The sequence below is a fragment of the Kaistia sp. MMO-174 genome (assembly GCF_037147815.1).
GTDB classification, from domain to species: Bacteria; Pseudomonadota; Alphaproteobacteria; order Rhizobiales; family Kaistiaceae; genus Kaistia; species Kaistia nematophila.
In genome coordinates this window covers 405,495-426,087 of sequence record NZ_JBBCUO010000004.1, presented here as the reverse complement: position 1 = coordinate 426,087, position 20,593 = coordinate 405,495, and the positions used below count along the sequence as shown (strand labels likewise).

Annotated in this window: 12 protein-coding genes; 8 read left to right on the top strand and 4 right to left on the bottom strand. The window is 63.0% G+C overall.

All coding sequences use genetic code 11. The features are described 5' to 3' along the window. The 4 genes from WFK98_RS16975 to WFK98_RS16960 are packed head-to-tail and all read left to right on the top strand — an operon-like array spanning position 1 to position 8,307. Entirely contained in the window at positions 1-2,793 is a 2,793-nt protein-coding gene (locus WFK98_RS16975; protein WP_336801062.1) for a DNA methyltransferase, read from the top strand. Further along, on the top strand, positions 2,790-5,603 hold the full coding sequence (locus WFK98_RS16970; RefSeq protein WP_336801061.1) for a DEAD/DEAH box helicase: 2,814 nt from the start codon (positions 2,790-2,792) through the stop codon (positions 5,601-5,603). Before WFK98_RS16975 ends, WFK98_RS16970 begins: the two co-directional genes overlap by 4 nt. Further along, the gene (gene pglZ, locus WFK98_RS16965) at positions 5,600-7,594 is read left to right on the top strand and encodes a BREX-3 system phosphatase PglZ (RefSeq protein ID WP_336801060.1); all 1,995 of its coding nucleotides are present in this window, start codon (positions 5,600-5,602) and stop codon (positions 7,592-7,594) included. The genes WFK98_RS16970 and pglZ overlap by 4 nt, the downstream gene beginning before the upstream one ends. After that, a complete protein-coding gene (locus tag WFK98_RS16960) occupies positions 7,591-8,307 on the top strand; it encodes a hypothetical protein (protein ID WP_336801059.1) in 717 nt (238 codons plus the stop codon). Before pglZ ends, WFK98_RS16960 begins: the two co-directional genes overlap by 4 nt. A 693-nt stretch (positions 8,308-9,000) precedes the next feature. Here the strand turns inward: WFK98_RS16960 and WFK98_RS16955 are convergent. The 3 genes from WFK98_RS16955 to WFK98_RS16945 all read right to left on the bottom strand — a co-directional run bounded on the left by WFK98_RS16955 (position 9,001) and on the right by WFK98_RS16945 (position 11,749). Continuing rightward, positions 9,001-10,200, bottom strand: coding sequence for a tyrosine-type recombinase/integrase (locus WFK98_RS16955; protein WP_336801058.1), 1,200 nt, complete (start codon positions 10,198-10,200; stop codon positions 9,001-9,003). 353 nt (positions 10,201-10,553) lie between these two features. Continuing rightward, on the bottom strand, positions 10,554-11,192 hold the full coding sequence (locus WFK98_RS16950) for an NrsF family protein (protein WP_336801057.1): 639 nt from the start codon (positions 11,190-11,192) through the stop codon (positions 10,554-10,556). An 11-nt stretch (positions 11,193-11,203) separates the two neighbouring features. Continuing rightward, entirely contained in the window at positions 11,204-11,749 is a 546-nt protein-coding gene (locus WFK98_RS16945) for a sigma-70 family RNA polymerase sigma factor (RefSeq protein WP_442907428.1), read from the bottom strand. A gap of 178 nt (positions 11,750-11,927) precedes the next feature. Between WFK98_RS16945 and WFK98_RS16940 the strand changes: the two genes are divergently transcribed. The 4 genes from WFK98_RS16940 to WFK98_RS16925 all read left to right on the top strand — a co-directional run bounded on the left by WFK98_RS16940 (position 11,928) and on the right by WFK98_RS16925 (position 14,469). Beyond that, positions 11,928-12,209 carry a BufA1 family periplasmic bufferin-type metallophore gene (locus WFK98_RS16940; protein ID WP_266338945.1) on the top strand — a complete coding sequence of 94 codons (282 nt, stop codon included), beginning with the start codon at positions 11,928-11,930 and terminating at the stop codon, positions 12,207-12,209. A gap of 107 nt (positions 12,210-12,316) precedes the next feature. Next, positions 12,317-13,204: an MNIO family bufferin maturase gene (bufB, locus tag WFK98_RS16935; protein WP_336801056.1), complete on the top strand. Its 888-nt coding sequence runs from the start codon at positions 12,317-12,319 to the stop codon at positions 13,202-13,204. A gap of 3 nt (positions 13,205-13,207) precedes the next feature. Then, positions 13,208-13,969, top strand: a complete 762-nt coding sequence (locus WFK98_RS16930; protein ID WP_336801055.1) for a DNA-binding domain-containing protein — start codon at positions 13,208-13,210, stop codon at positions 13,967-13,969. Then, positions 13,966-14,469 (top strand): DoxX family protein, encoded by a 504-nt coding sequence (locus WFK98_RS16925; RefSeq protein WP_336801054.1) that lies wholly within the window; start codon positions 13,966-13,968, stop codon positions 14,467-14,469. Before WFK98_RS16930 ends, WFK98_RS16925 begins: the two co-directional genes overlap by 4 nt. Before the next feature lie 13 nt (positions 14,470-14,482). Here the strand turns inward: WFK98_RS16925 and WFK98_RS16920 are convergent, their stop codons facing one another. Beyond that, positions 14,483-20,449 carry a DUF3320 domain-containing protein gene (locus tag WFK98_RS16920; RefSeq protein ID WP_336801053.1) on the bottom strand — a complete coding sequence of 1,989 codons (5,967 nt, stop codon included), beginning with the start codon at positions 20,447-20,449 and terminating at the stop codon, positions 14,483-14,485. Positions 20,450-20,593 lie beyond the last annotated feature (144 nt).

The following is a 20,593-nucleotide window of genomic DNA, read 5'->3' as shown; positions in this document are numbered from 1 at the left end:
ATGAACGATTTGATGAGAACCACAAAGGCTAACGCTCCCGTCGAGTGCCTTGGCATGACCTTTTCAAGCGAGGATGCGCGGCGGGAGCACTTTCTGGGACTGCTGGCCGAGAAGCTGAAGGATCCGGCGTTCCGGAACCAGGCGGGATTTCCGCAGGGAGCGGATGAGGCGATCTTGGCGATGTCGGATCCGCCCTACTATACGGCGTGTCCGAACCCATTCTTGAACGAAGTCGTCAGCTATTTCGGCTCTGAGTACGACTCCACTGAGGATCGCGGAAAAGAACCGTTCGTTGCTGACGTCAGTGAAGGCAAGAACGATACGATTTACAACGCTCATGGATACCACACGAAGGTACCGCACAAGGCTATTGTTCGGTATCTTCTTCACTATACGAAACCTGGGGACGTGATATTCGACGGCTTCTGTGGATCGGGAATGACGGGTGTCGCAGCTCAACTTTGCGCAGACGCATCCGTAATTGCCACTCTGGGCTACCGCGTCAATGCAAGTGGAGCCGTATTGGAAGCACGGCAGGATGATGGGAGGACGGTTTGGCAACCGATATCGGCGGTCGGAAAACGGCATGCCGTCCTTACAGATCTTTCACCCGCAGCAACCTTCATTGCCCATAACTACAATAATCCACCGCCACTGGAAAAATTTGATTCAGCAGTTCGTCAAATAGTCGACAAGGCTGAAGATGAGCTGGGCTGGATGTACCAGACCAAACACGTTGATGGCGCTACGGGAAGGATCAACTATACGGTCTGGTCGGATGTGTTCGCTTGTCCAGAGTGCGCAGGAGAGGTTGTCTACTGGGACGTGGCTCTTGATCACGCTCGCAAGAAGGTGCTCGATGAGTTTCGCTGCCCGCACTGCTCCTATGAGATGGCAAAAAGGGACCTCGAAAGAGCGTGGACAAGCTCCTTTGACGGACATCTCGGCACAAGCATCCAGCAAGCAAAGCAGCTGCCTGTCCTGATCAACTACAGCGTCGGGTCAATTCGCTTCGAGAAGCGACCAGATGAACATGACCTTGAAGTGATACGCCGCGCTAGCGAAGCTAGCGTGCCTGAGAGTATTCCAGCAATACGCATGATGGAAGGGCGCGAAGCACGCCGAAATGATTCAATCGGCATGACGCACACTCATCACTACTTTACGAAAAGAACGCTTCAGCTAATTTCGAGGATTCTGCAAGAATCCGAAATCTATGAACCCAACGTCCGGTCTCTGCTCAAGATGGCGGTGATGGACTGCTTCTCGGTTCTGACGAAGATGTCTCGCTTCAGGGCGCCCGCTTGGTTCGACAAATCCACAGGACCTATGAAGGGATGGACGGCGGGCACTCTTTATGTTCCGTCGCTTCAGGGAGAGCAGAATGTACTGAATGCCTTTGCGGAGAAATCGCGCATGATTGCGCGAGCCTATAATCCGAAGATCCGCAACCAATATATTTCAACAGGCCACAGTGGCAAGCTGACGATTCCGGATCAAACCATCGACTATATCTTCCTCGACCCTCCCTTTGGAGCGAACATTAGCTACTCTGAGCTGAACTTTCTTTGGGAAAGTTGGCTCGGTGTGACGACGAACGCGACAGACGAAGCGGTTGAAAATAACTCTCACGGCAAGGGACTTGATGAATATCGAAAGCTTATGACGCAGTGCTTTCGGGAGGCACATAGAATACTGAAGCCGGGCCGTTGGATGACCGTCGAGTTTTCCAATACCAAGGCTTCTGTCTGGAATGCTATTCAAACGGCTCTCCAAGAGGCTGGCTTCGTTGTTGCGAACATCTCGGCGCTCGACAAGAAACAAGGCAGCTTCAAGGCGGTAACAACTACAACCGCCGTAAAGCAGGACCTCGTAATCTCGGCATATAAGCCAAACGGCGGTCTTGAAGAAAGATTCACAAAGACCGGAGGCAGTGAAGCTTCGGTCTGGGACTTTGTCAGAACGCATCTTGGGTATCTACCGGCGGTCAAGATGCGGTCGGGAAATCTGGAGTTCATCAACGAACGAGACCCACGCATCATTTTCGATCGTATGGTCTCGTGGTTCATAAGGCACAATGTGCCCGTACCGCTCTCTTCTCAGGAGTTCCAAGAAGGCCTTGCTCAGAGATTTTCAGAGCGAGATGGAATGATATTTCTACCCGAACAGGCAAGCGAATACGACCGAAAGCGGGCCCAAGCCGCGCAGGCGCCACAGATGGAGCTTTTCGTCTCTGACGAGCGTTCGGCCATCGACTGGTTGATGGACTTCCTGCGCAAGCGCCCCTCGACCTATCAAGAAGTGCATCCGGGGTTCACCAGCCAAGTCGGCGCGGGCTGGCGGAAGCATGAGGAGAGGCCGGAGCTCTCGGCGCTGCTCGCCGACAATTTCCTCCGCTATGACGGGAACGGCGACGTCCCCAGCCAGATCCACAGCTACCTGTCCACGAACTTCAAGGATCTGCGCGGGCTGGAGAAGGATGACCCGCGGCTAAAGGCAAAGGCCAAGGACCGCTGGTACGTCCCCGATCCGAGCAAGGCGAAGGACCTGGAGCAGAAGCGCGAGCGGGCGCTGCTGAAGGAGTTCGAGAACTACAAGTCCGCGCTCGGCCGAAAGCTCAAGGAGTTCCGGCTCGAGGTGCTTCGTGCGGGCTTCAAGACCGCGTGGGCGGCGAAGGACTACAAGACCATCATCGGCCTCGCCCAGAAGATCCCTGAGGAGGCGCTGCAGGAGGATGAGAAGCTGCTGCTCTGGTACGACCAGGCGCTCACCCGCATGGAGGCTGATGCGTGACGCATGCGGACGGCGGACATGGCATCGGCGCGTGGTGCTGGCATAAGAGGCATGCCGCACCCTGTCGTGTCGTTGACCGGGAGGAGATCTGGGGCGAGACCGCCTATCGGGTCTGGCTGCCCGGCAAGGATGCTGTCGTCCGCGCCCGCGCGCGCGATCTGAGCCCGCTCGACGCGGTCCAACCGACAGTCGATCAGATCCTGCATACCGCCGCGGCGGCGAAGCTTCTCGACGCGCTGGAGGACAATCTCCTGCTGGCGCCGATCCAGTCGAGCGTCGTGCCGCTACCGCACCAGCTCTACGCGCTCAACCGCGCCATGAGCCGGGACCGAATCCGCTATCTGTTGGCGGATGAGGTAGGTCTGGGGAAGACCATCGAAGCCGGTCTCATCCTGCGCGAGCTGAAGCTGCGCGGCATGGCGAAGCGGATTCTCGTCGTGGCGCCGAAGGGGCTGGTCCGGCAATGGCAGGCCGAGATGCGGCTGCATTTCGGCGAGAGCTTCCAGTTCATCGAACCCGCCGAACTCTCAGCCTTCCGCCAATGGCGAAGTGACGAGGAAAACCTCTGGCGGCTTCATGATCAGGTGATCTGCTCGCTCGACTCGGTGAAGCCGCTCGAAGGCCGCCGTGGCTGGAGCCTTGAGCAGCTCAGCACCTACAATCGGGAGCGCTTCGAGGATCTGATTTCGGCATCCTGGGATCTGGTCATCATCGACGAAGCCCATCGCATGGGTGGCAGCACGGATCAGGTCGCGCGGTACAAGCTGGGTGCTGCGCTGGCGGAGGCAGCGCCATACCTGCTTATGCTGTCCGCAACCCCGCACCAGGGCAAAACAGACCAGTTCCATCGGCTGATGCAGCTGCTCGACCTGGATTCCTTCCCGGACGAGAGCAGCGTTTCAAGCGAGCGGGTGCGCCCCTTCGTCGTGCGCACGGAGAAGCGTGTCGCGATTGATGCCGAGGGCAAGGCGCTCTTCAAACCGCGCATGACCCGCCTCCATCCAGTGGCGTGGCAGGGCCGCCATGCGAGCCAGCAGAAGCTTTACGAGGCCGTCACCGACTATGTCCGCCACGGTTACAACCAAGCCATGGCCGCGAAGCAGCGGCACATCGGATTCCTGATGATCCTGATGCAACGGCTCGTGACATCCAGCACTGCCGCCATTCGGGCGACCCTCGAAAAACGCCAAGCCTTGCTGGACCAGCCGCAGCTCCAGCCATCCTTATTCGAGACAGCCGACGTTGACGAGTGGGCTGAGCTGGACGGGCAGACCCAGGTGGATCTCGCCATCCAGACCAAGGGCTGGGAGACGGAAAAGGCCGAGGTGGACACGCTGCTCGACCTGGCTCGCGCCACGGAGGCACAGGGAACGGACGCCAAGGCTGAGGCGCTCCTGGAGCTGATCTACAAGCTTCAGCAGGAGGAGAATGACCCTGAGCTGAAGGTGTTGGTCTTCACCGAGTTCGTGCCCACGCAGGCGATGCTTGCGGATTTCCTTGAAAGCCGAGGCTTCTCGGTCACCACTTTGAACGGGAGCATGGATCTCGAAGCTCGCACTCGGGCGCAGCAATCATTCGCCCGAGATATCCGCATTCTGATCTCGACGGACGCTGGTGGCGAGGGTCTGAACCTCCAATTCTGCCACGTCATCGTGAACTCCGACATGCCCTGGAACCCTATGCGGGTCGAACAGCGCATCGGCCGCGTCGACCGTATCGGGCAGCCGCACGTGGTGCGCGCGATCAACTTCGTCCTTGAGGACACGGTCGAGCATCGCGTGCGCGAGGTTCTGGAGACGAAGCTCGCGGTCATCGCCGAAGAGTTCGGCGTGGACAAAGCCGCCGACGTGATGGACTCGGTCGAAGCAGAGCCGCTGTTCGATGAGCTCTTCGTCCAGGGGCTTCAGAACCCAGACGCCATCGAAAGCGAATGCGACGCGGTTGTGTCGCAGCTTCGGTCGACCATCGCCGAATGCCGCAAGAGCAGCGAGCTCTTGTCCGATGGGCACCAGCTTGATGCGGACGATGCCCGCAAATGGAGGGACCACCCAGCGCAGTTCTGGCTGGAGCGGGCTATCACGACCGGACTGCCCGCGCGCGGCGGGGATGCCGTCAAGGAAGCCGATGTTTGGCGGGTGCGTTGGGTGGACGGCAGCGAGTCGGCCAAGGTCTGCTTCGACGCGAGGACGGCCGAGGAGCGGCCCGATGTCGAATGGGTGACGCTTGAAGATCCCCGCGCTCGGGCAGTCATCAGCGATCTGCCGCGCTGCGTTTCGGGCCAACCGCTTTCTACCGTTCGGATTTCCGGTCTTCCGGAGAGCGTCCGGGGCGTTTGGTCGCTGTGGGAGATCAGCCTGTCCGCCGATGATTTCAGCCGACGGCGCTTCCTGTCCGTCTTCGTGAACGACGAAGGGCGAACCTTCCTGCCAACAGCGAAGCGGATCTGGGATCTTCTTCTGACGGAACGGGTCGAGAGTGTCGGAGCCGTCGCCGCCGCAGATGCAAACGGCTGCTTTGACCGCTCAAAGAATGCCGCTCTCACCCAAGGCGAACGCATCTTTGCTGACATGGTGGAGGAGCACTGGGCCCGTATCCAGGAAGAGCGCGAACGCGCCAAGTACGCCTACGATGCGCGGCATCAGGCCATTGGCCGGGTCGGGCTCCAGACAGTCCGGGACTACCGTCGCAAGCGTCTGCGTGCCGACCATGACGCCCGCATGGCGCAGCTGGATGCCGCCGAGGCATACACGCCCGATTTGAACGCCGTTCTCCTATTGCGTGTCGGCGAACCAGCACGGGCTGTATCATGAGCGCCTGGACCGATCGCATCCTGCAGGAGTTTCCTGCCGATCTTTCCCGCTTCTGGATCGCCTGCGACCCGGATGATCTCCTGTTGGATGAGCGCATCTTGCACGGTCTTCGGGAACGAGGTTTCGAAGCGCTGCCCTTCGAGGACCCTGTCGCCTTTAGGACAGAGTACGAAGAGCGCTACCGGGCGGCTTGGGATCGCGGCGAGGAAGGAACGTCGAAGGCGCTCGTCCTTCAACTGCGTGGGACTGATCTGAACACGCTGCCATGGGACTATGTCCGCATGGGGCGTAAGGTCAGCCTGAGCCTGGCCGACCTGTTTCCGAGGTTAAGCTATGGCGTAATCCGGCAAATGGACTCTGAGCACCACGAAACCCTCTTTCTGGCGCACAACAAGCACGCCACTCAGCCGCTCGGGGAAGGCGCGACCAAGGATTTCATCCTGACCCACATCTTCCGCATCAGCCCTTACTTGCTCAGCAGGCCTGAGGATTTCTGGCGAGAGGTCTTGCGCCTTCATTACCGCGGCGCAGGGCTGCCGGATCTGCTGGCGAGGCATGTTGCGGGGATTTTGAAGGACACGCCCCTCGGCGATCTGCCCATAGCGGAGCTGCTGGCGTCAAAGAACTACATGGTGCGCACCGTACAGGATGCCTGGGGCCGCTTCTTGTCGCAGTATGGGGTCCACAACGAACGTACTTCGACCGACTCGGCAGAGGTGTTGCCGGAGGTTTCAGTCCCGTTTGAGCATCCCGACGTCAGGGTCATCGTCGACACAATGTTCCTCGAAGGGGCTCTTCAGCCTGTCGGGGCGCATGACTCTCCTACTGACTTGCCGGAGTGGGTCAAGGTGGGGCTGGTTGAGGACCCCCATTCGCTCGGCAATCTCGTATTCGAAGGTGTTAGGAGGATCGCCGCTGACCTGCCTGATGCGAACGCGACGCATCGCGACTGGGTCGAATTGGCTCGCCGGCTCGGCGAGGTCATCTCGCGCTTCAACAGTCTAAGCACAGAGATTGCCGAGCCGATCCAGCAGCAACTGCGCAAGCTGCAGCGCGACGCTGACGATCGTCTGAAGGACTGGCTAGTTCAGCATTACGCGGATCTGCCCTCGCTCCCGGCGGCGAAAGGGCCAGTGATGGTTCATCACGTGCCGCGGTATCTGGCGCTGCGCCGGAATGCCGGCGAGGAACGGATTGCGCTCCTTGTGTTCGACGGCATGGCACTGGATCAGTGGTTCCAAATCCGAGAGCGCTTGGCGTCTCGTCTACCTGGCTTTTCAGCGGAAGAAGGCGGGTGCTTCGCATGGCTGCCCACTCTCACTTCCGTCTCACGACAAGCTCTCTTTTCAGGTCTAAAGCCCCGTGAGTTCTCGAACTCGATCGAAAGCACATCCCAGGAACCGTCTCTCTGGGCCCGCTTCTGGCAGGAGAACGGCCTTCGAAAGCCAGAGATCGTTTATCAGAAAGGCTTGAAGAGGACGGCGCAACTGGCCGAGCTAGAGGATGCCGTCTGCAGGCCAACGACAAAGGTTGTTGGCATCGTCGTCGATATGATCGATGAAATCGTTCATGGGGCAATGCTGGGAAAGCGAGGTATCGCTGGGCAAATAGATGCGTGGTGCCAAACCGGCTTCGTCGAAAAGCTCTTCCTGCTGCTCGCCAAGCAAGGGTATCAAACCTATCTTACTGCTGACCACGGCAATGTCGATGCGGAGGGCATTGGCCGTCTCAGCCAGGGTGTCGTGTCAGAGTTGAGAGGCGAAAGGGTGCGGACCTACCGCAGTGAACCCCTGGCAGGGTCTGTGCCGTCAGAAATCGACGTGTTTCGGCTCAATAGTTCTGGGCTACCGCCAGACTTCTTGCCGGTATACGCCGGTAGGCGGGGAGCGTTCGTTCCAAAGGGGGAGCAAATAGTTGCACACGGGGGGATTTCAGTCGAGGAACTAATCGTTCCCTTCATCAAGATAAACATAAACAGAACAGCATCATGAACTCCTCGTCACTGCAAATCGGATTTGACCGCTTCATTAAACTCGATTGGGCTTCAGTATCACTTCGCATCCGGGCTGGTAGGGGCACTCTCGATGAACTCGACGAGGCGCTGGCGTCATCGCACGTCGGACCAGCAGCGAAGAGAAAGACTAGGACGGTACTCAACCGCCTTTGGCTGGCGCCTCGTGCTGACCTTGTCGAATTTGCCAATCGCGGAGTTGAAATCTTTTCCGATGGCCCAGAGACCACTGTGACCGCACTGACATGGGGAATGGCGCTTGCCACATACCCCTTCTTCGGAAAGGTGGCGGAGATTGTTGGCAGACTAACAACGCTCCAGGGCGATTGCACATCCGCAGAGGTCCACCGACGCATGGCCGAGTTCTACGGCGAACGGGAAGGCACTCGTCGTATGACAAACATGGTTTTGCAATCGCAGGCCAGCTGGGGTGCCATCGAGCGCACAGACAAAGGAAAGCGCATTGAGCGCAATAAGCCGATGGATTTGAAAGGATCGACAGTTTCTGCTTGGCTCGCCGAAGCATGTCTGCGGTATCACGGCCGCGCGATCCCTGTGGAAAATATTAAGTCTAGCCCAGATATCTACCCGTTTCTGCTTGGCAGTTCGACTGCATACCTTTTCTCCAAATATAAATCGCTTGAGATGCGGGTCGATAGCGCAGGTAATCAGATAGTCGGGCTAGCTAATTGAAACGCGCTCTGGCAGACGAGGGCGGCCAAGTTGTGTTGTAGTCCGCGTTCATTCGGCAGTCGGCCCCATGGCGAGCGTCGTTGCATAAGAGATCGGTCCGCCGGATGGCTGGACGAACAATCCTCGAATTTCGGTCGGGTCTTTAGCTCGTGTCGTCTGCTCGTGTGGGCGACCTGACAATGACTTTTTGCATGAGCGTGGCGCCGAAGCGGTAGATGTCGCCCATGGCCACGTTATTGGCCGTGTCGCTTTCGATAGCCCCCCTGGAAAAGACGCAGTCAAGGGAGGCTAGCGGGTCTATGATCTCATGTCGAATTTTGAGGTGCGCACTTCAAGCCAGCCAGCGGTCCCAATTTATACCAGATCGAAGGCGGCTCTACGTCAACAAAGCTCACGAGGTGACAGTTGAGAAAGCAGTGCAGTGCATATCCCAACCATCGTCCAACCTATTCGCCCGCCAGAATTGGGGTGTTGACGGCGAAGTGGGCGAGCGAAGCCGTTCATTCGGCGGGTTCATGGATGACCGATAAATTCGGGGGCACAACCCAATTGGGTGACGACGGATAGTTTCCTCGCCTACGGGCTGCTGCGTGACCCAGGCTAGCTACGCCGCCCGCACCGCCGCCAGGTCAGCCCTCCACTAGAACCAGCCTGCGGAGGTGCATTGGTGGCAGCTTCGACGGATTTCTTTAGTTATGCAAGCAGTTGCGCCCACGCCTCCATCATTGCTCGCCTCTGATCGAGGAGATCAGTACGATGATAGGCGGCTTCTGTCGCATCTCTAACGGTATGGGCCAGCGCGCGTTCGGCAATGTCACGCGGATAGCTGTTCTCAGAGGCCCAGTCGCGAAATGATGAGCGGAAGCCATGGGCCGTAGCAATGCGACCGGGCGTGTCACTCTGCACCTGGTGGGTTCGAAGCAGCTTGGTCAGAGCCATGTCGCTCAGCGGCCCGCCGGTCCGGGAGCGGAATGCCAACTGATCAGGTGCTGGTTCGTGCGCGCCTTTCATGTATTCGAGGATTTCGAGCGTCCGTTGACTAAGCGGCACGCGATGAGCAACCTTGGCTTTCATACGCGACGCCGGGATCGTCCAGATCCGCTTTTCCCAATCAACTTCTTCCCATCGCATGCCGCGGAGCTCGCCCGATCTGACGGCCGTCAGGATCAGGAACTCTAGCATCAACTTGCTCTGCGTCGGTCTGCCAGCATGCAGAACCGCTGCCACGAAGGACGGGATATCACGCCAGGGGAGCGCAGGATGGTGGTTGGTCCGCTCGCGCTTGCCCGGCTGCTTGGGGAGCAGCATGTCGACCACCGGGACCGGGCTGGCGACAATGAAACCACGCGCCGCGCACCAGCTCATGACCTTGTCGCAACGCTGCCTAACCCGTGATGCCGTCTCCGGCTTGCTTAACCAGATGTCACGCAGGACCTCAGCGAAATCGGCCGCCCTGAGATCCGTGACGACGACGTTGCCGAGGCGTGGAATCACATAGCGCTCAAGGGTGGTGATCCACTGCGCGGCGTGCTTTTCGTTCTTGAAGCCGGGCGCGATGTCCTCATGAACCTGTTGCGCTGCAGCTTCGAAAGTTGGAACCAGGGGAGCCGCCGCTTTGGCCGCATTCTCGCGACGCACTTCCAAAGGATCCAAACCTCTATCGAGCAAGCGTCGGACTTCCAGAGCCGCTGTTCTGGCTTCCCGGATTGGGACATCCGGATAGCGGCCCAGCCCCATATCGCGGCGCTTTCCGGTTTGTGGAGAAACATATCGGAAGATCCACTTACCCATTCCCACCTTCGTCGACGGGAAGAGGTAGAGACCAGCCACCGCACCATCGGACATCGGCTTGCTGTTCGGCTCCAGCTTCCGAGCTTTCACGTCTGTCAGCACTTCATGCGCCCCTCACTAGACCATCATTCAGCCCATCAGAGACTGCGATATTGATTGAGATCGATCAAGCGCGGGCGAGGGTGCGATCTGTCCGAAATGCCTGAAAAATTGGTCAATAGTGGAAGGCCAAGAGATTGGCTGAGACAATCTAGTTCATATATATGGCGGACCCCCTCTCCGCCATCTAACTTCATGAACATTGTTGGGTTCTTGCCGCTCGCCCTTCCTTGTGAGGCGGGGGCCTATTCGTGCCTGCTCGGCTCGACGGAATCCGGCGGGCCCCGATCTCGGCATTTCGGGACTGGTCTGCGCGACCGACATTCACTGGCGATCGCTGCAACCGTTCAGGTCGGCTACCAGCGCAGGACGAGGCGGCCGGCCGCGGCGCCGGCCAGGGTCAGGATGGCGATCGCCAGCGAATACCAGGTGGCGACGAAAAACGGCGAATCGTCGAAGCAATGAGCAGCATAGAAGGTCGCCGCGAGCCCGCCGGCGAGCAGGCCGCAGGCAGCGCCGGCCAGGCCCGGCCGCGTCGTCGCGCCATGGCGCAGCGCGGCCAGCAGCACGGCGAGGGGACCCAGCCCGATCAGGGGGATCATGGTCAGGCAGATCAGGCTGTTGGTGCCGACAAGCCGCGCTCCCCATTCGGCGGTGGGAATGGTGGCGATCTCCATCAGGATGGCGGCGAGCAGGATCGCCGGCGCAATGGCGAGCAGCGCGCCGCGACGGCGGGGCCGGGAATTCGGGCGCGCCAGCTCGGCGACCTGGAACAACGCCGTCACGGCCAGCGTCGCGGTGATGACGAATTTCAGCAGGAAGCGCGCGGTATGCGCGGCTTCCGCGAAATCGGGACGTGGGCCGAGCAGCGTGGAGAACACGACCGCCGCGATCACGCTGGCCAGCCCGCAGGCGCCCAGCAGCAACAGGCCGAGCGAAAGCCGGGGCGCGGCGGCGTCGCGGGCGATCGCCTTGATGAGATCGTTGGTTTCCATGTCCGTTCCGTTCAATCCTGCACAAAGCGGCGGGCGATCGCCTTCAGGCCGCGATGCAACGCCACGCGCACGGCGCTCTCCGTCATGCCCAGCGCATGCGCCGTCTCGCCGATCGTCGCCCCCTCGACCGAGATCGAGGCGACGACATTGCGCTGCACTGTCGCCAGCCCGCCCAGCGCGCGGTCGATATCTCGCGCCAGCGAGGCTTCCTTTTCCGGTTCGGCCAGCGTCTCGGCGAAATCGTCGATATCGACCTCGACATGACGGCCGCGCCGCCGAAACGCATCGATCAGCTTGAAGCGGGCGATGGCATAGACCCACGGCATCACCGCCTCGTCCTGACGCCAGGTGTGACGCTTCAGGTGGATCGCCAGCAGCGTCTCCTGCACCACATCTTCCGGCTCGACGCCGGCATGAACGATGCGCCGGCGGCAGAAGCCGCGCACATGCCGGGCGACGCGTTCGAGAAAGACGGCATAAGCGCCTTCATCGCCAGCCATGGCCGCCCTGAAAAGCCGCGCGAGTTCGGCGTCGTCCGTCCTCGTCAAGCCTGTCATCCCTCTTCTTCGGCCTTATGCGTCCATTGTTACGACGCTGGCGAAATATCTCGGAACCGCCGGCAAGCGCCATCACGAAACCGTGTTCGATCGCGCCTGTAACGAACCATGCCCGCCTCCCGAAGTCGACGGCATGGGGCGCAGAAAGCGCTCCTCCCAACCTTCACAGGAGAACGTCATGAACCGCCAGACCCTTGCCCTCGCTCTTGCCGGATCGCTCGTTTCGGCTTTCGCGACCGCGGCCTATGCCGCCCCGCTTCCGGCTGAAAAGATGGTCGGCATGGAGAAGTGCTACGGCATCGCCCTGAAGGGTCAGAATGATTGCGCCGCCGGTGCCGGCACCACCTGCGCCGGAACCTCGACCAAGGACTATCAGGCCAATGCCTGGAAGGCCGTCCCGGCCGGAACCTGCGCCTCGATGGAGGTGAACGGCCACAAGGGTATGCTCAAGCCGATGTAGGCGCGACGCGGGCCTCACGGGAGGCCGCTCCGTCGCTTTCCCATCCGCCAATGCGACGGGGCCCGGTGCGTCGGGCTCCGTCGCTTCGAAAGCTCAGGGCCGACATCATGAACGCCACCACAGCTTCCACCCGCCTTCTTCCAGCGCGCGCCGGGCTCGGCCTCAAGCCCGAGCATGTCGGCGAGATCCTGGATACCGAGCCGGATGTCGGCTTCTTCGAGGTTCATGCCGAAAACTACATGGGCGATGGCGGCGCACCGCATCGGGCGCTGGGCGAGATCGTCGCCCGCTATCCGCTGTCGCTGCATGGCGTCGGCCTTTCGATCGGCGCCGAGCGGCCGCTTGACCCGGCCCATCTGGCGCGGCTGCGCGTCCTGATCGACCGCTATCGGCCGCAGTCCTTTTCCGAGCATCTCGCCTGGTCGACGCATGATGGCGGCTTCCTCAACGACCTGTTGCCGCTGCCCTATACCGGGTCAACGTTGCGCCGCGTCGCCGACCATGTCGATCAGGTGCAGCAGGCGGTCGGCCGGCAGATGCTCCTGGAGAACCCGTCGACCTATATCCTGTTCGAGGACAGCACGATTGACGAGGTCGACTTTCTGGAGCGCGTCGCGGCCCGGACCGGCTGCGGTCTTCTGCTCGACGTCAACAACGTCATGGTCTCGGCCGTCAACCACCGCGCCGATCCGTTCGCCTATATCGACCGCTTTCCGGTCGAGCGCGTCGGTGAGATCCATCTTGCCGGCTATGACGAGACCCTGGACGGCGCCGGCGACCGGCTGCTGATCGATGCGCATGGCTCGAAGGTGAGCGATGACGTCTCGGCGCTCTACCGCCACACCATCGATCGCGCCGGTCCGCTGCCGACGCTGATCGAGTGGGACAATGACGTGCCTGCCTTCCCGGTGCTGCTGGCGGAAGCCGCGCGCGCCGAAGCCGTGCTGGATGCGGCGACGTCCCGGCGCGATGCGCGCCTCGCAAGGCGGGCATGAACCATGGATCAGAGCGCCTTTGCCGCCGCCTTGCTCGATCCGTCCCTGCCGGTGCCCAGGGGCGTGACCTGCGCCCGGGGCGAGCCCGACGCGACCCGCTTTTCCATCTATCGCAACAATGTCGTCGCCAGCCTGTCGCGGGCGCTTGGCGAGCGATTTCCGGTGGTGCGGCGGCTGGTCGGCGACGCGTTCTTCAACGCCATGGCGCGCGCCTTCCTCACGGCATCGCTGCCGCAATCGCCGCTGATCTTTGCCTATGGCGACACGTTCCCGGATTTCATAGCCGGCTTTGCCCCGGCCGCCGCTCTGCCCTATCTCGCCGACACGGCCCGGCTCGAGGCTATCTGGACCCGCGCCTATCACGCCGCCGATGCCACACCGCTTCCGGTGGAGCGGCTGCTGGCGATTGCGCCGGAACGACTGCCCCATGTCCGGCTGTCACCCCACCCGGCAGCCGCCCTGGCGCGATCTGACTTCGCCATCGGCACGATCTGGCAGGCGCATCAGGCCGAGGCCGTCGGCTCCGTGGCGGCGATGGCTCCAGAGTGCGTGCTGGTGACCCGGCCGGTCTTCGATGTCCGCGTGCATGTCGTGCCGACGGCCGATGGCGTCTTTGCCAATGCGGTATTCCGGGGCGAGGCGCTCGGCGAGGCGGCGGCGATCGCTTTCGCGCGGCACCCCGACTTCGATTTCGGCCACGCGCTTCTGGGCCTGGCTTCGCTCGGCGCCTTTGCCGGCAGCCCCTCGCAAGGAGATCCGACATGACCGGCATCGATCACACGTCGACGCACCCCGGGCTCTCGCCCTGGCGCATCGTGCAGCGCATCGAGGCGATCGTCGCCGCGATCCCCGAGGCGCTGCCGCTGCTGGCGCTGCGCTTCGCGCTGGCGGTGCCGTTCTTCAAGTCGGGGCTGACGAAGTGGGATGGCTTCCTGACGCTGTCGAATGGCGCGCGCTATCTGTTCACGCAGGAGTTCAGCATGCACATCTTCGGCAACGCGTATCCCTATCCGGCGCCGATCCTGATGGCGACGTTGTCCGGCATCGGCGAGATCGTGTTGCCGATCCTGCTGGTGCTCGGCCTGGGCACCCGCTTCGCGGCCCTCGGCATCCTGCTGATGACGGCGGTGATCCAGCTGACCGTGCCCGAGGGATGGGCCAATTTCCATCTGCCCTGGGCGGCGATGGCGCTGACGCTCGCCGTCTATGGCGGCGGTCAGCTGGCGCTCGACCGCGCCATTGGTCTTGGTTCGCGCAAAGGCTGATCGGGCGTCGCCCTCAGGCGGACGCCGCCTTCTCGGCCTGGTCGACCGCGCGTTCCAGGCGCTCTCGCGTGGCGGCGCGAAGGCGGCCGAGGTCCAGCTCCTGCGCCATCCGTCGCACGGCCTCCTCTCGATCGGCCCCTTCCGACAGATAGAGCTGCGCCAGGCTGGCCAGCTCGATGATCGGAATGTCGGAATGGTCGCGCGTCTCGGCGAGACCGCGGAAGGCGAAGATCGCCGTTGCATCCTGGTCGTGGCGCCAGAGCAGTATCCGCGCGTCATCCGTCGTTCTTGGATAGGCGGATCCTGCTGCGGCAAGCACCGTTTCGCGGATTCGGCTGGCGGCCCGGGAGAAGCCGTGGGCGCGCGCGATGCGGTGGACGAGCAGGTCCGCGTAGATCGGCGCCTCCTCGCTGATGACATGCTTGACCATCGCCCGGATCGCGGACTGGTGCGCGGGATCGTAGAACCGTTCGCCATCCGGCTCGAAGCCGGCCTCGCGGAGGTCGGTCTGGCGGTATCCGGCCGCCGGCACCTGTGGCGCTGCAGCCAGCGAGGGAGGCGGCGCCGCGTAGGTCGCGGTTGACGGGGATCGCGGCAGCGGCGGCGGAAGGTCCGGTTCATCGAAGTCTGCCGGCCCTTCCTGCGCCTCGAAGTGCGTGAGGACATCCGTTGCCGTCGGATAGGGAGCTTCGGCGCCTGCCTCGGCCGCATCGATGGCGAGCGGTTCGATCGAGGGCGATTCGATGTTGGGCTCGGGTGCCGCCGTGACGTCCGCCTCGCGCGCCGCCCGTTCCGCTCGCGAGGCCTCAAGATCGGACAGGAGCTGGTCGTGCAGCCGTTCGAAGGCGGCGGGCGCGTTGATCCACCAATCCGGGCTCCAGACCCGCCGGATCCGCCAGCCGAGTTGCATCAGCACGTTCTCGCGCAGGCGATCCCGGTCGCGCGCCGTGGCCGAACGATGGTAGGTCGCCCCGTCGCATTCGACACCGGCCAGATAGCGTCCCTGCGCATCGGGATCGACGATGCCGAGATCGATGCGGAAGCCCGAGACGCCGATCTGCGTATGGACGATCCAGCCGCGGCTTTCGAGCGCCTTCTTCACCGCATCCTCGAAGGGAGATTCCGTCTCGCCTCCCGTCAAGACGAAGGCTTCGGCCAGCGCGCGCGTCCCGCGCTGGGCGAACTCCAGGAAGTGCTTGAAATCGCGCACGCCGCGCGCGGCCGTGCGGGAGAGGTCGATCTGGTCGGGATGCAGCGTCGCGAACACGACCATTTCCCTGCGGGCTCGCGTGATCGCCACATTGAGGCGGCGGTGTCCTCCCTCCTTGTTCAGCGAGCTGATGGTCGCGACCGCGCGTCCGCTCGCATCGGGCGCGACCGCCACTGAGAAGAGGATGACGTCGCGCTCGTCGCCCTGAACATTCTCCAGATTCTTGACGAAGACGGGTTCGTGCCAGCGCTTCGGATCGAAGAACAGCTCCAGCTCAGGCCGGTTGCGACGCTCCGCATCGAGGAGATTTTCGATCAGGCGTTGCTGCTCGCCATTGAAGGTGACGACGCCGAGCGAGGAACGGCCACGCTCGAAATCCGGTTCGCGCAGTCGCCGCACGATGTCGGCGACCACCACGCGGGCCTCCTCGCGGTTCACTCGACCCGCGCCCCGCTCGTAGACGCCGTTCGGCACATGGACGTAGCGCACCGCCCTGTCCTCGGTGACGGCGGACGGGAAAGTGATCAGCTGGCCGCGATAATATTCCTGGTTGGAGAAGGCGATCAGGCTTTCATGCCGGCTGCGGTAGTGCCAGGTCAGCCGGCGCGGCGGGATGTTGGAGGCCAGGCATTCGTCGAGGATGCTCTCCTGGTCGGCGACGTCGGTGCCGTCCTCGATCTCGTCGATGCCGCGTTCGCCCACGCTGGTCGGCGGCAATTGCTCGGGGTCGCCGACAATCACCACCTGATTGCCGCGCGCGATCGCGCCGATCGCGTCCCAGACCGGAATCTGCGAGGCCTCGTCGAAGATGACGACGTCGAAGGGCCGGCTGTCGGCGGGCAGGTATTGCGCGATCGAGAGCGGGCTCATCATCACGCAGGGCGTCAGCCGGGTCAGCACGGTCGGTATCGTGCCAAAGAGTTGCCGGAGCGGCTGATGGCGCGCTCGTTTGGTGAGTTCGCGCGCCAGCGTCCCCCATTCGGGATCGGCACCGAAGGCCGTGGGCGGCGGGATGTCGCCCTTCAGCCGCGCGCGGACGATCTGCTTCGCGAGCTCCGACACGCGCTCGTCGGCCGCGCGGAAGCGCGCGATGGCATCCTCCTGGCGCGTGACCGAGAAAGACCGCAGCACGGGATCGTTGGTGACGATCTCGTCGATCCACCAGCGCGCATAGGCGCCGCGGAACGCCGCCTCGACCGCGTCGGGCGCGATCCGTCCGGCGACGACGGCGTCGACGATCGGCCGCAGCCCGCTTTGCCTGGCGCTTTCGGCGGTTGCGTTCCAGTGACACCAGTCCTGGATGCGGTTGAGGCTGGCCATCCAGCGTTGAACCATTTGCGGTCCATCGCCCGGCCAGGCGTCGCCCGGCTCCGTGATCGTCTGTCGCGCCGCGAGGTCGGCGAGCTCGGCCTCCCTCGTCGCGAGCTCGCGAAGTCCCGTGGCAAAGGCCTGATAGGCGGAATGCGCCTGGCCGCCCGCTGCCAGCAGGTCGCGATAATCGCGCAGCAGCATGATGACATGGCCGACGATGTCTCCCGGCCGGAGCGCCAGCGGGCCGGCGATCCGGGCCGCGGCAGAGCGCGCGCTCTCGGACCAGGCAAGGGCCGCGCGAAGGCCCTCCAGCTCGACGTCGAGGCCATTCGCCTTCAGGCCGGCGGCACGCAACGGCGCCGAAGCCTCGTTCACCTTCTCGATGATGTCGCGCAGTTCGATCAGGGCGATCAGCTCGCGCGCGACATCCTCGCCGACCGGTTTGCTGGCGAAGGCCTGCAGCTTGTCGCGCACCTTGCGTTGCCGGCTGCCGCGGACCAGGAAATTCGAAGCGCTGGCTTCGGTCCATTCCGCGCGAAGCGCCGCCAGGTCTTCGCCAAATATCGATGGCGCATAATCGCTCTGCAGCCGCCGTGTCGGGGCGAGCGCCTGCTGTTGCAGGTCCTCGATCGCGGCGAGGGCGGAGGCCAGCGCGTCGCCTTCCGGTCCGAGCAGGCGCGACCCCAGCGGCGCAACAGGATCGATCAATACGGCCCCGAGTGCCTCCAGAGCGCCGAGCGAGGCCGCGTCCCCAGGCACAGCCAGGCCGACGGTCGCTCCGAAGTGTTCCGCGAGGCCCTCGAACGCGTTGGCGGCCGCGACGTAATGCTTGCCTGCATCCAGAATGCGCGTCCGCCAGGCCGGCGTCCAGGAAACGACCTCGAGCCCTTGCAGGGGATGCTGGGCGGGGTTGCCGATCGCTCCCATGTCGGTTCGAAGCTTGCGCACGATTTCGGCAAGCGCGTCGCGCTCGGCGGGGGTGTGCTCCCGCGGGCCCCAATCGAGCACGATGTCCTCGATGAGGTCGCGTGTTCCGATCACCTGGCTGAAGCCTTGATAGGCGGTCATGCCGTTCGATCGACGATGATGCAGTGCCGTCACCAGCGCATTGAGCTCGTCCCGCAGCCGGCCGAGTTCCGCTGTCGCTTCCTGCCATTGCGAGGCATCCGGCGCAGCCCGCTCATGCCAGGCCGTCTTCAGCTGGCCGAGAACCTGCGCTTTCTGCGCCTTGGTCGAATGAACTTCCAGGCAGTATTCGCCGAGCCCGATCGCCTTCAGCCGTCGCTGCACGACCTCGAGCGCCGCCGTCTTCTGCGAGACGAAGAGCACCGTCTTTCCGAGCGCCAGGCATTGCGAGATCATGTTGGCGATGGTCTGGCTCTTGCCCGTTCCCGGCGGTCCGAACAGGACGAAATCCTTGCCGGAAGCGGCGGCCAGCACCGCTGCGAGCTGGGATGAATCCGCCGAGAGCGGCGCGAACACATCGACCGGATGGTGGTTCCGATCGATGTCATGCGCCTCGGGGAAGGAGGTGGAATCGCCGTAGCTGTGCTTCGGCGTGTCGATCAGGTGGCGGACGACCGGGTTGCGCTTCAGAAGCTCGGTCCGGTCAACGAGATCCTTCCACATCAGGAATTTGGTGAAGGAGAACGTCGACAGCATGACGTCCGCCGTTACCTCCCAGCCGGGAAGATCCCGAACATGGGTGCGCACGATCTGCAGGATCCGGTCGACATCAAGTCCGGTATCGTCGATCGGCAGGTCCTTTTCGAGTTCGGGCATCCGCAGGCTGAAATCCTGCCGCAGCAGCTGCAGGAGGGTCGGGTTGAAACGCGGCTCCTCGTCATGCAGCGCGAGCCGGAAGCCGGCACGAACGCTCGATCGCTGCAGCGAGGCAGGGATCAGGATCAGCGGCGCGCGGCAGGGAGCCGCTCCCTCCTTGGCGGACCATTTGAGAAAGCCGAAAGCCAGGAACAGGATGTTGGAGCCGCCTTCCTCGAAAGCCGTCCTAGTCAGGCGGTAGAGATCGGTCAGCCGGGCGTCGAGTTCCTTGTCGGTGAGATCCGTATGCAGCTCCCGTTGCGAGAGCGCGTGCAGCAGGAAGGACCGGCGCCCGTCATCCTGGCGCTGCGTCTCGAAGAGGCCGGCGTCGCGCTGGTCAGCCCCCGTCAGCACCTCGGCGCGACCGAGCAGCTTGAACCGCTCGCCGCCGGCCAGCATGTCCTCGAGGGCGGCTGGAGCCGGGCAGTCGAGCGCGATCGCTTTCCGTGTATCCTTGAAGTTGAGCAGCTTGTTGCGCAGCGTCAGATCCAGCAGCTTTCGCTTCCAGCGCTCGAGCCGGTCGACGGTCGGATCCTCTTCCTCGCGAACCACGATCTCCTGCACGAAGTCAGGTGCTTCCTCGAGGCCGACAACGCTGGTCGGCGCGTCGGTGAGCGGTCGCGCGGGCGTGCCCGCCTCGCCGAGTTCCAGCGGGCGAATGCCGCGCGACCGGCTGCGCTGGATGTCGATGGCGAGTTCGAGCGGCGCGCCCGCATCCTCGTCGACCTGACGGTTGCCCTTTTCGATCGCATGCGCGAAGCGCGCGGCTGGCGTCTGTGTCAGCAGCGTTGTCTCGACGAAGAGCATGTCCTCGAGATCGCGACGCTTGCGAAGCAATTGCACGTCGTCGACCACGGCGGTGGGGAATCCCTCGTCCTTGAGCCACAGGCCGACAAAGGCGTGTCCTGCCGTCAGCACGACAAGCGGATGCAATCCGGCCTGCTCGAGGCAGGCAGCGTAGAGAAGCGTCATGTCCAGACAGGTGCCGACGCGGCGTTCGATGACATCGCTCGGCCCGCGGACCTTCTGACCGGTCCGCTCGAAGCTCGCCGGCGGCAGGACATAGGCGATCCCGCGGGCAGCCAGCGCTGACCAGATCGCGGAGGCGAGTTCCCAGACCCGCTCCTTGCGGCCGCTCGTGTAGCCGTCGATGGCGCCGGATTTTCCCGCCTGCTCAAGGCGGGTTGCGGCATCGCGCAGGACCGCGTCGACGGCGGGGTCGTTCGGGCGGACGAAGGCGGCGAGAATCTCGGGCGCGGCGCCGACGCCACCCCACTGCGCCGGTGGCAGGAGCTGGATTTCGACGATCTCGGTCGCGACCGGTACGCCATTCGCGGCAAGCCGGAACGAGAGCGAACCGCGCACGCCTTCGGCGAGGCCGCGCAGATAGCCGGCATCCAGGGGAAGATCCGGCATCCTCACATGGTGGGTGCCGCCGGCAGCGATCCGCTCGATGCGGATGGCCAGGGGCCGCGCGAAGGCCGGCTCGCTGACGATCTCGATGAGTAGATCGGTCGCGTCGATCTCCGACGCGTTCTCGATGACGATCTCGCTGATGGCCGGAATGGCGTTCTGATGGAAGGCGACGCTCAGATGCCCGGCGACGAACGCACGAATATTCAGAACCTGCTCAGTCACCGCCGTCCCCCCGACGTCTGTTTTCGGCAGATTACCGCAATCAATCCGCGCTGTCGTTGTCCGGTTGCAGTCAATAGTAGGTCTCCCGCTGCGGGTGCAGCCAGGGCGCTGGAGCCGGGGTAGTCTTGCGGCCGCGTCGTAGTG

Excerpts from the sequence above, each read along its gene's own strand:
- WFK98_RS16925 (WP_336801054.1), top strand. The coding sequence starts at position 13,966 with ATGACCGGCATCGATCACACGTCGACGCACCCCGGGCTCTCGCCCTGG.
- WFK98_RS16975 (WP_336801062.1), top strand. The coding sequence starts at position 1 with ATGAACGATTTGATGAGAACCACAAAGGCTAACGCTCCCGTCGAGTGC.
- WFK98_RS16930 (WP_336801055.1), top strand. The coding sequence starts at position 13,208 with ATGGATCAGAGCGCCTTTGCCGCCGCCTTGCTCGATCCGTCCCTGCCG.
- WFK98_RS16950 (WP_336801057.1), bottom strand. The coding sequence starts at position 11,192 with ATGGAAACCAACGATCTCATCAAGGCGATCGCCCGCGACGCCGCCGCG.
- pglZ (WP_336801060.1), top strand. The coding sequence starts at position 5,600 with ATGAGCGCCTGGACCGATCGCATCCTGCAGGAGTTTCCTGCCGATCTT.
- WFK98_RS16940 (WP_266338945.1), top strand. The coding sequence starts at position 11,928 with ATGAACCGCCAGACCCTTGCCCTCGCTCTTGCCGGATCGCTCGTTTCG.
- WFK98_RS16960 (WP_336801059.1), top strand. The coding sequence starts at position 7,591 with ATGAACTCCTCGTCACTGCAAATCGGATTTGACCGCTTCATTAAACTC.
- WFK98_RS16945 (WP_442907428.1), bottom strand. The coding sequence starts at position 11,749 with ATGACAGGCTTGACGAGGACGGACGACGCCGAACTCGCGCGGCTTTTC.
- bufB (WP_336801056.1), top strand. The coding sequence starts at position 12,317 with ATGAACGCCACCACAGCTTCCACCCGCCTTCTTCCAGCGCGCGCCGGG.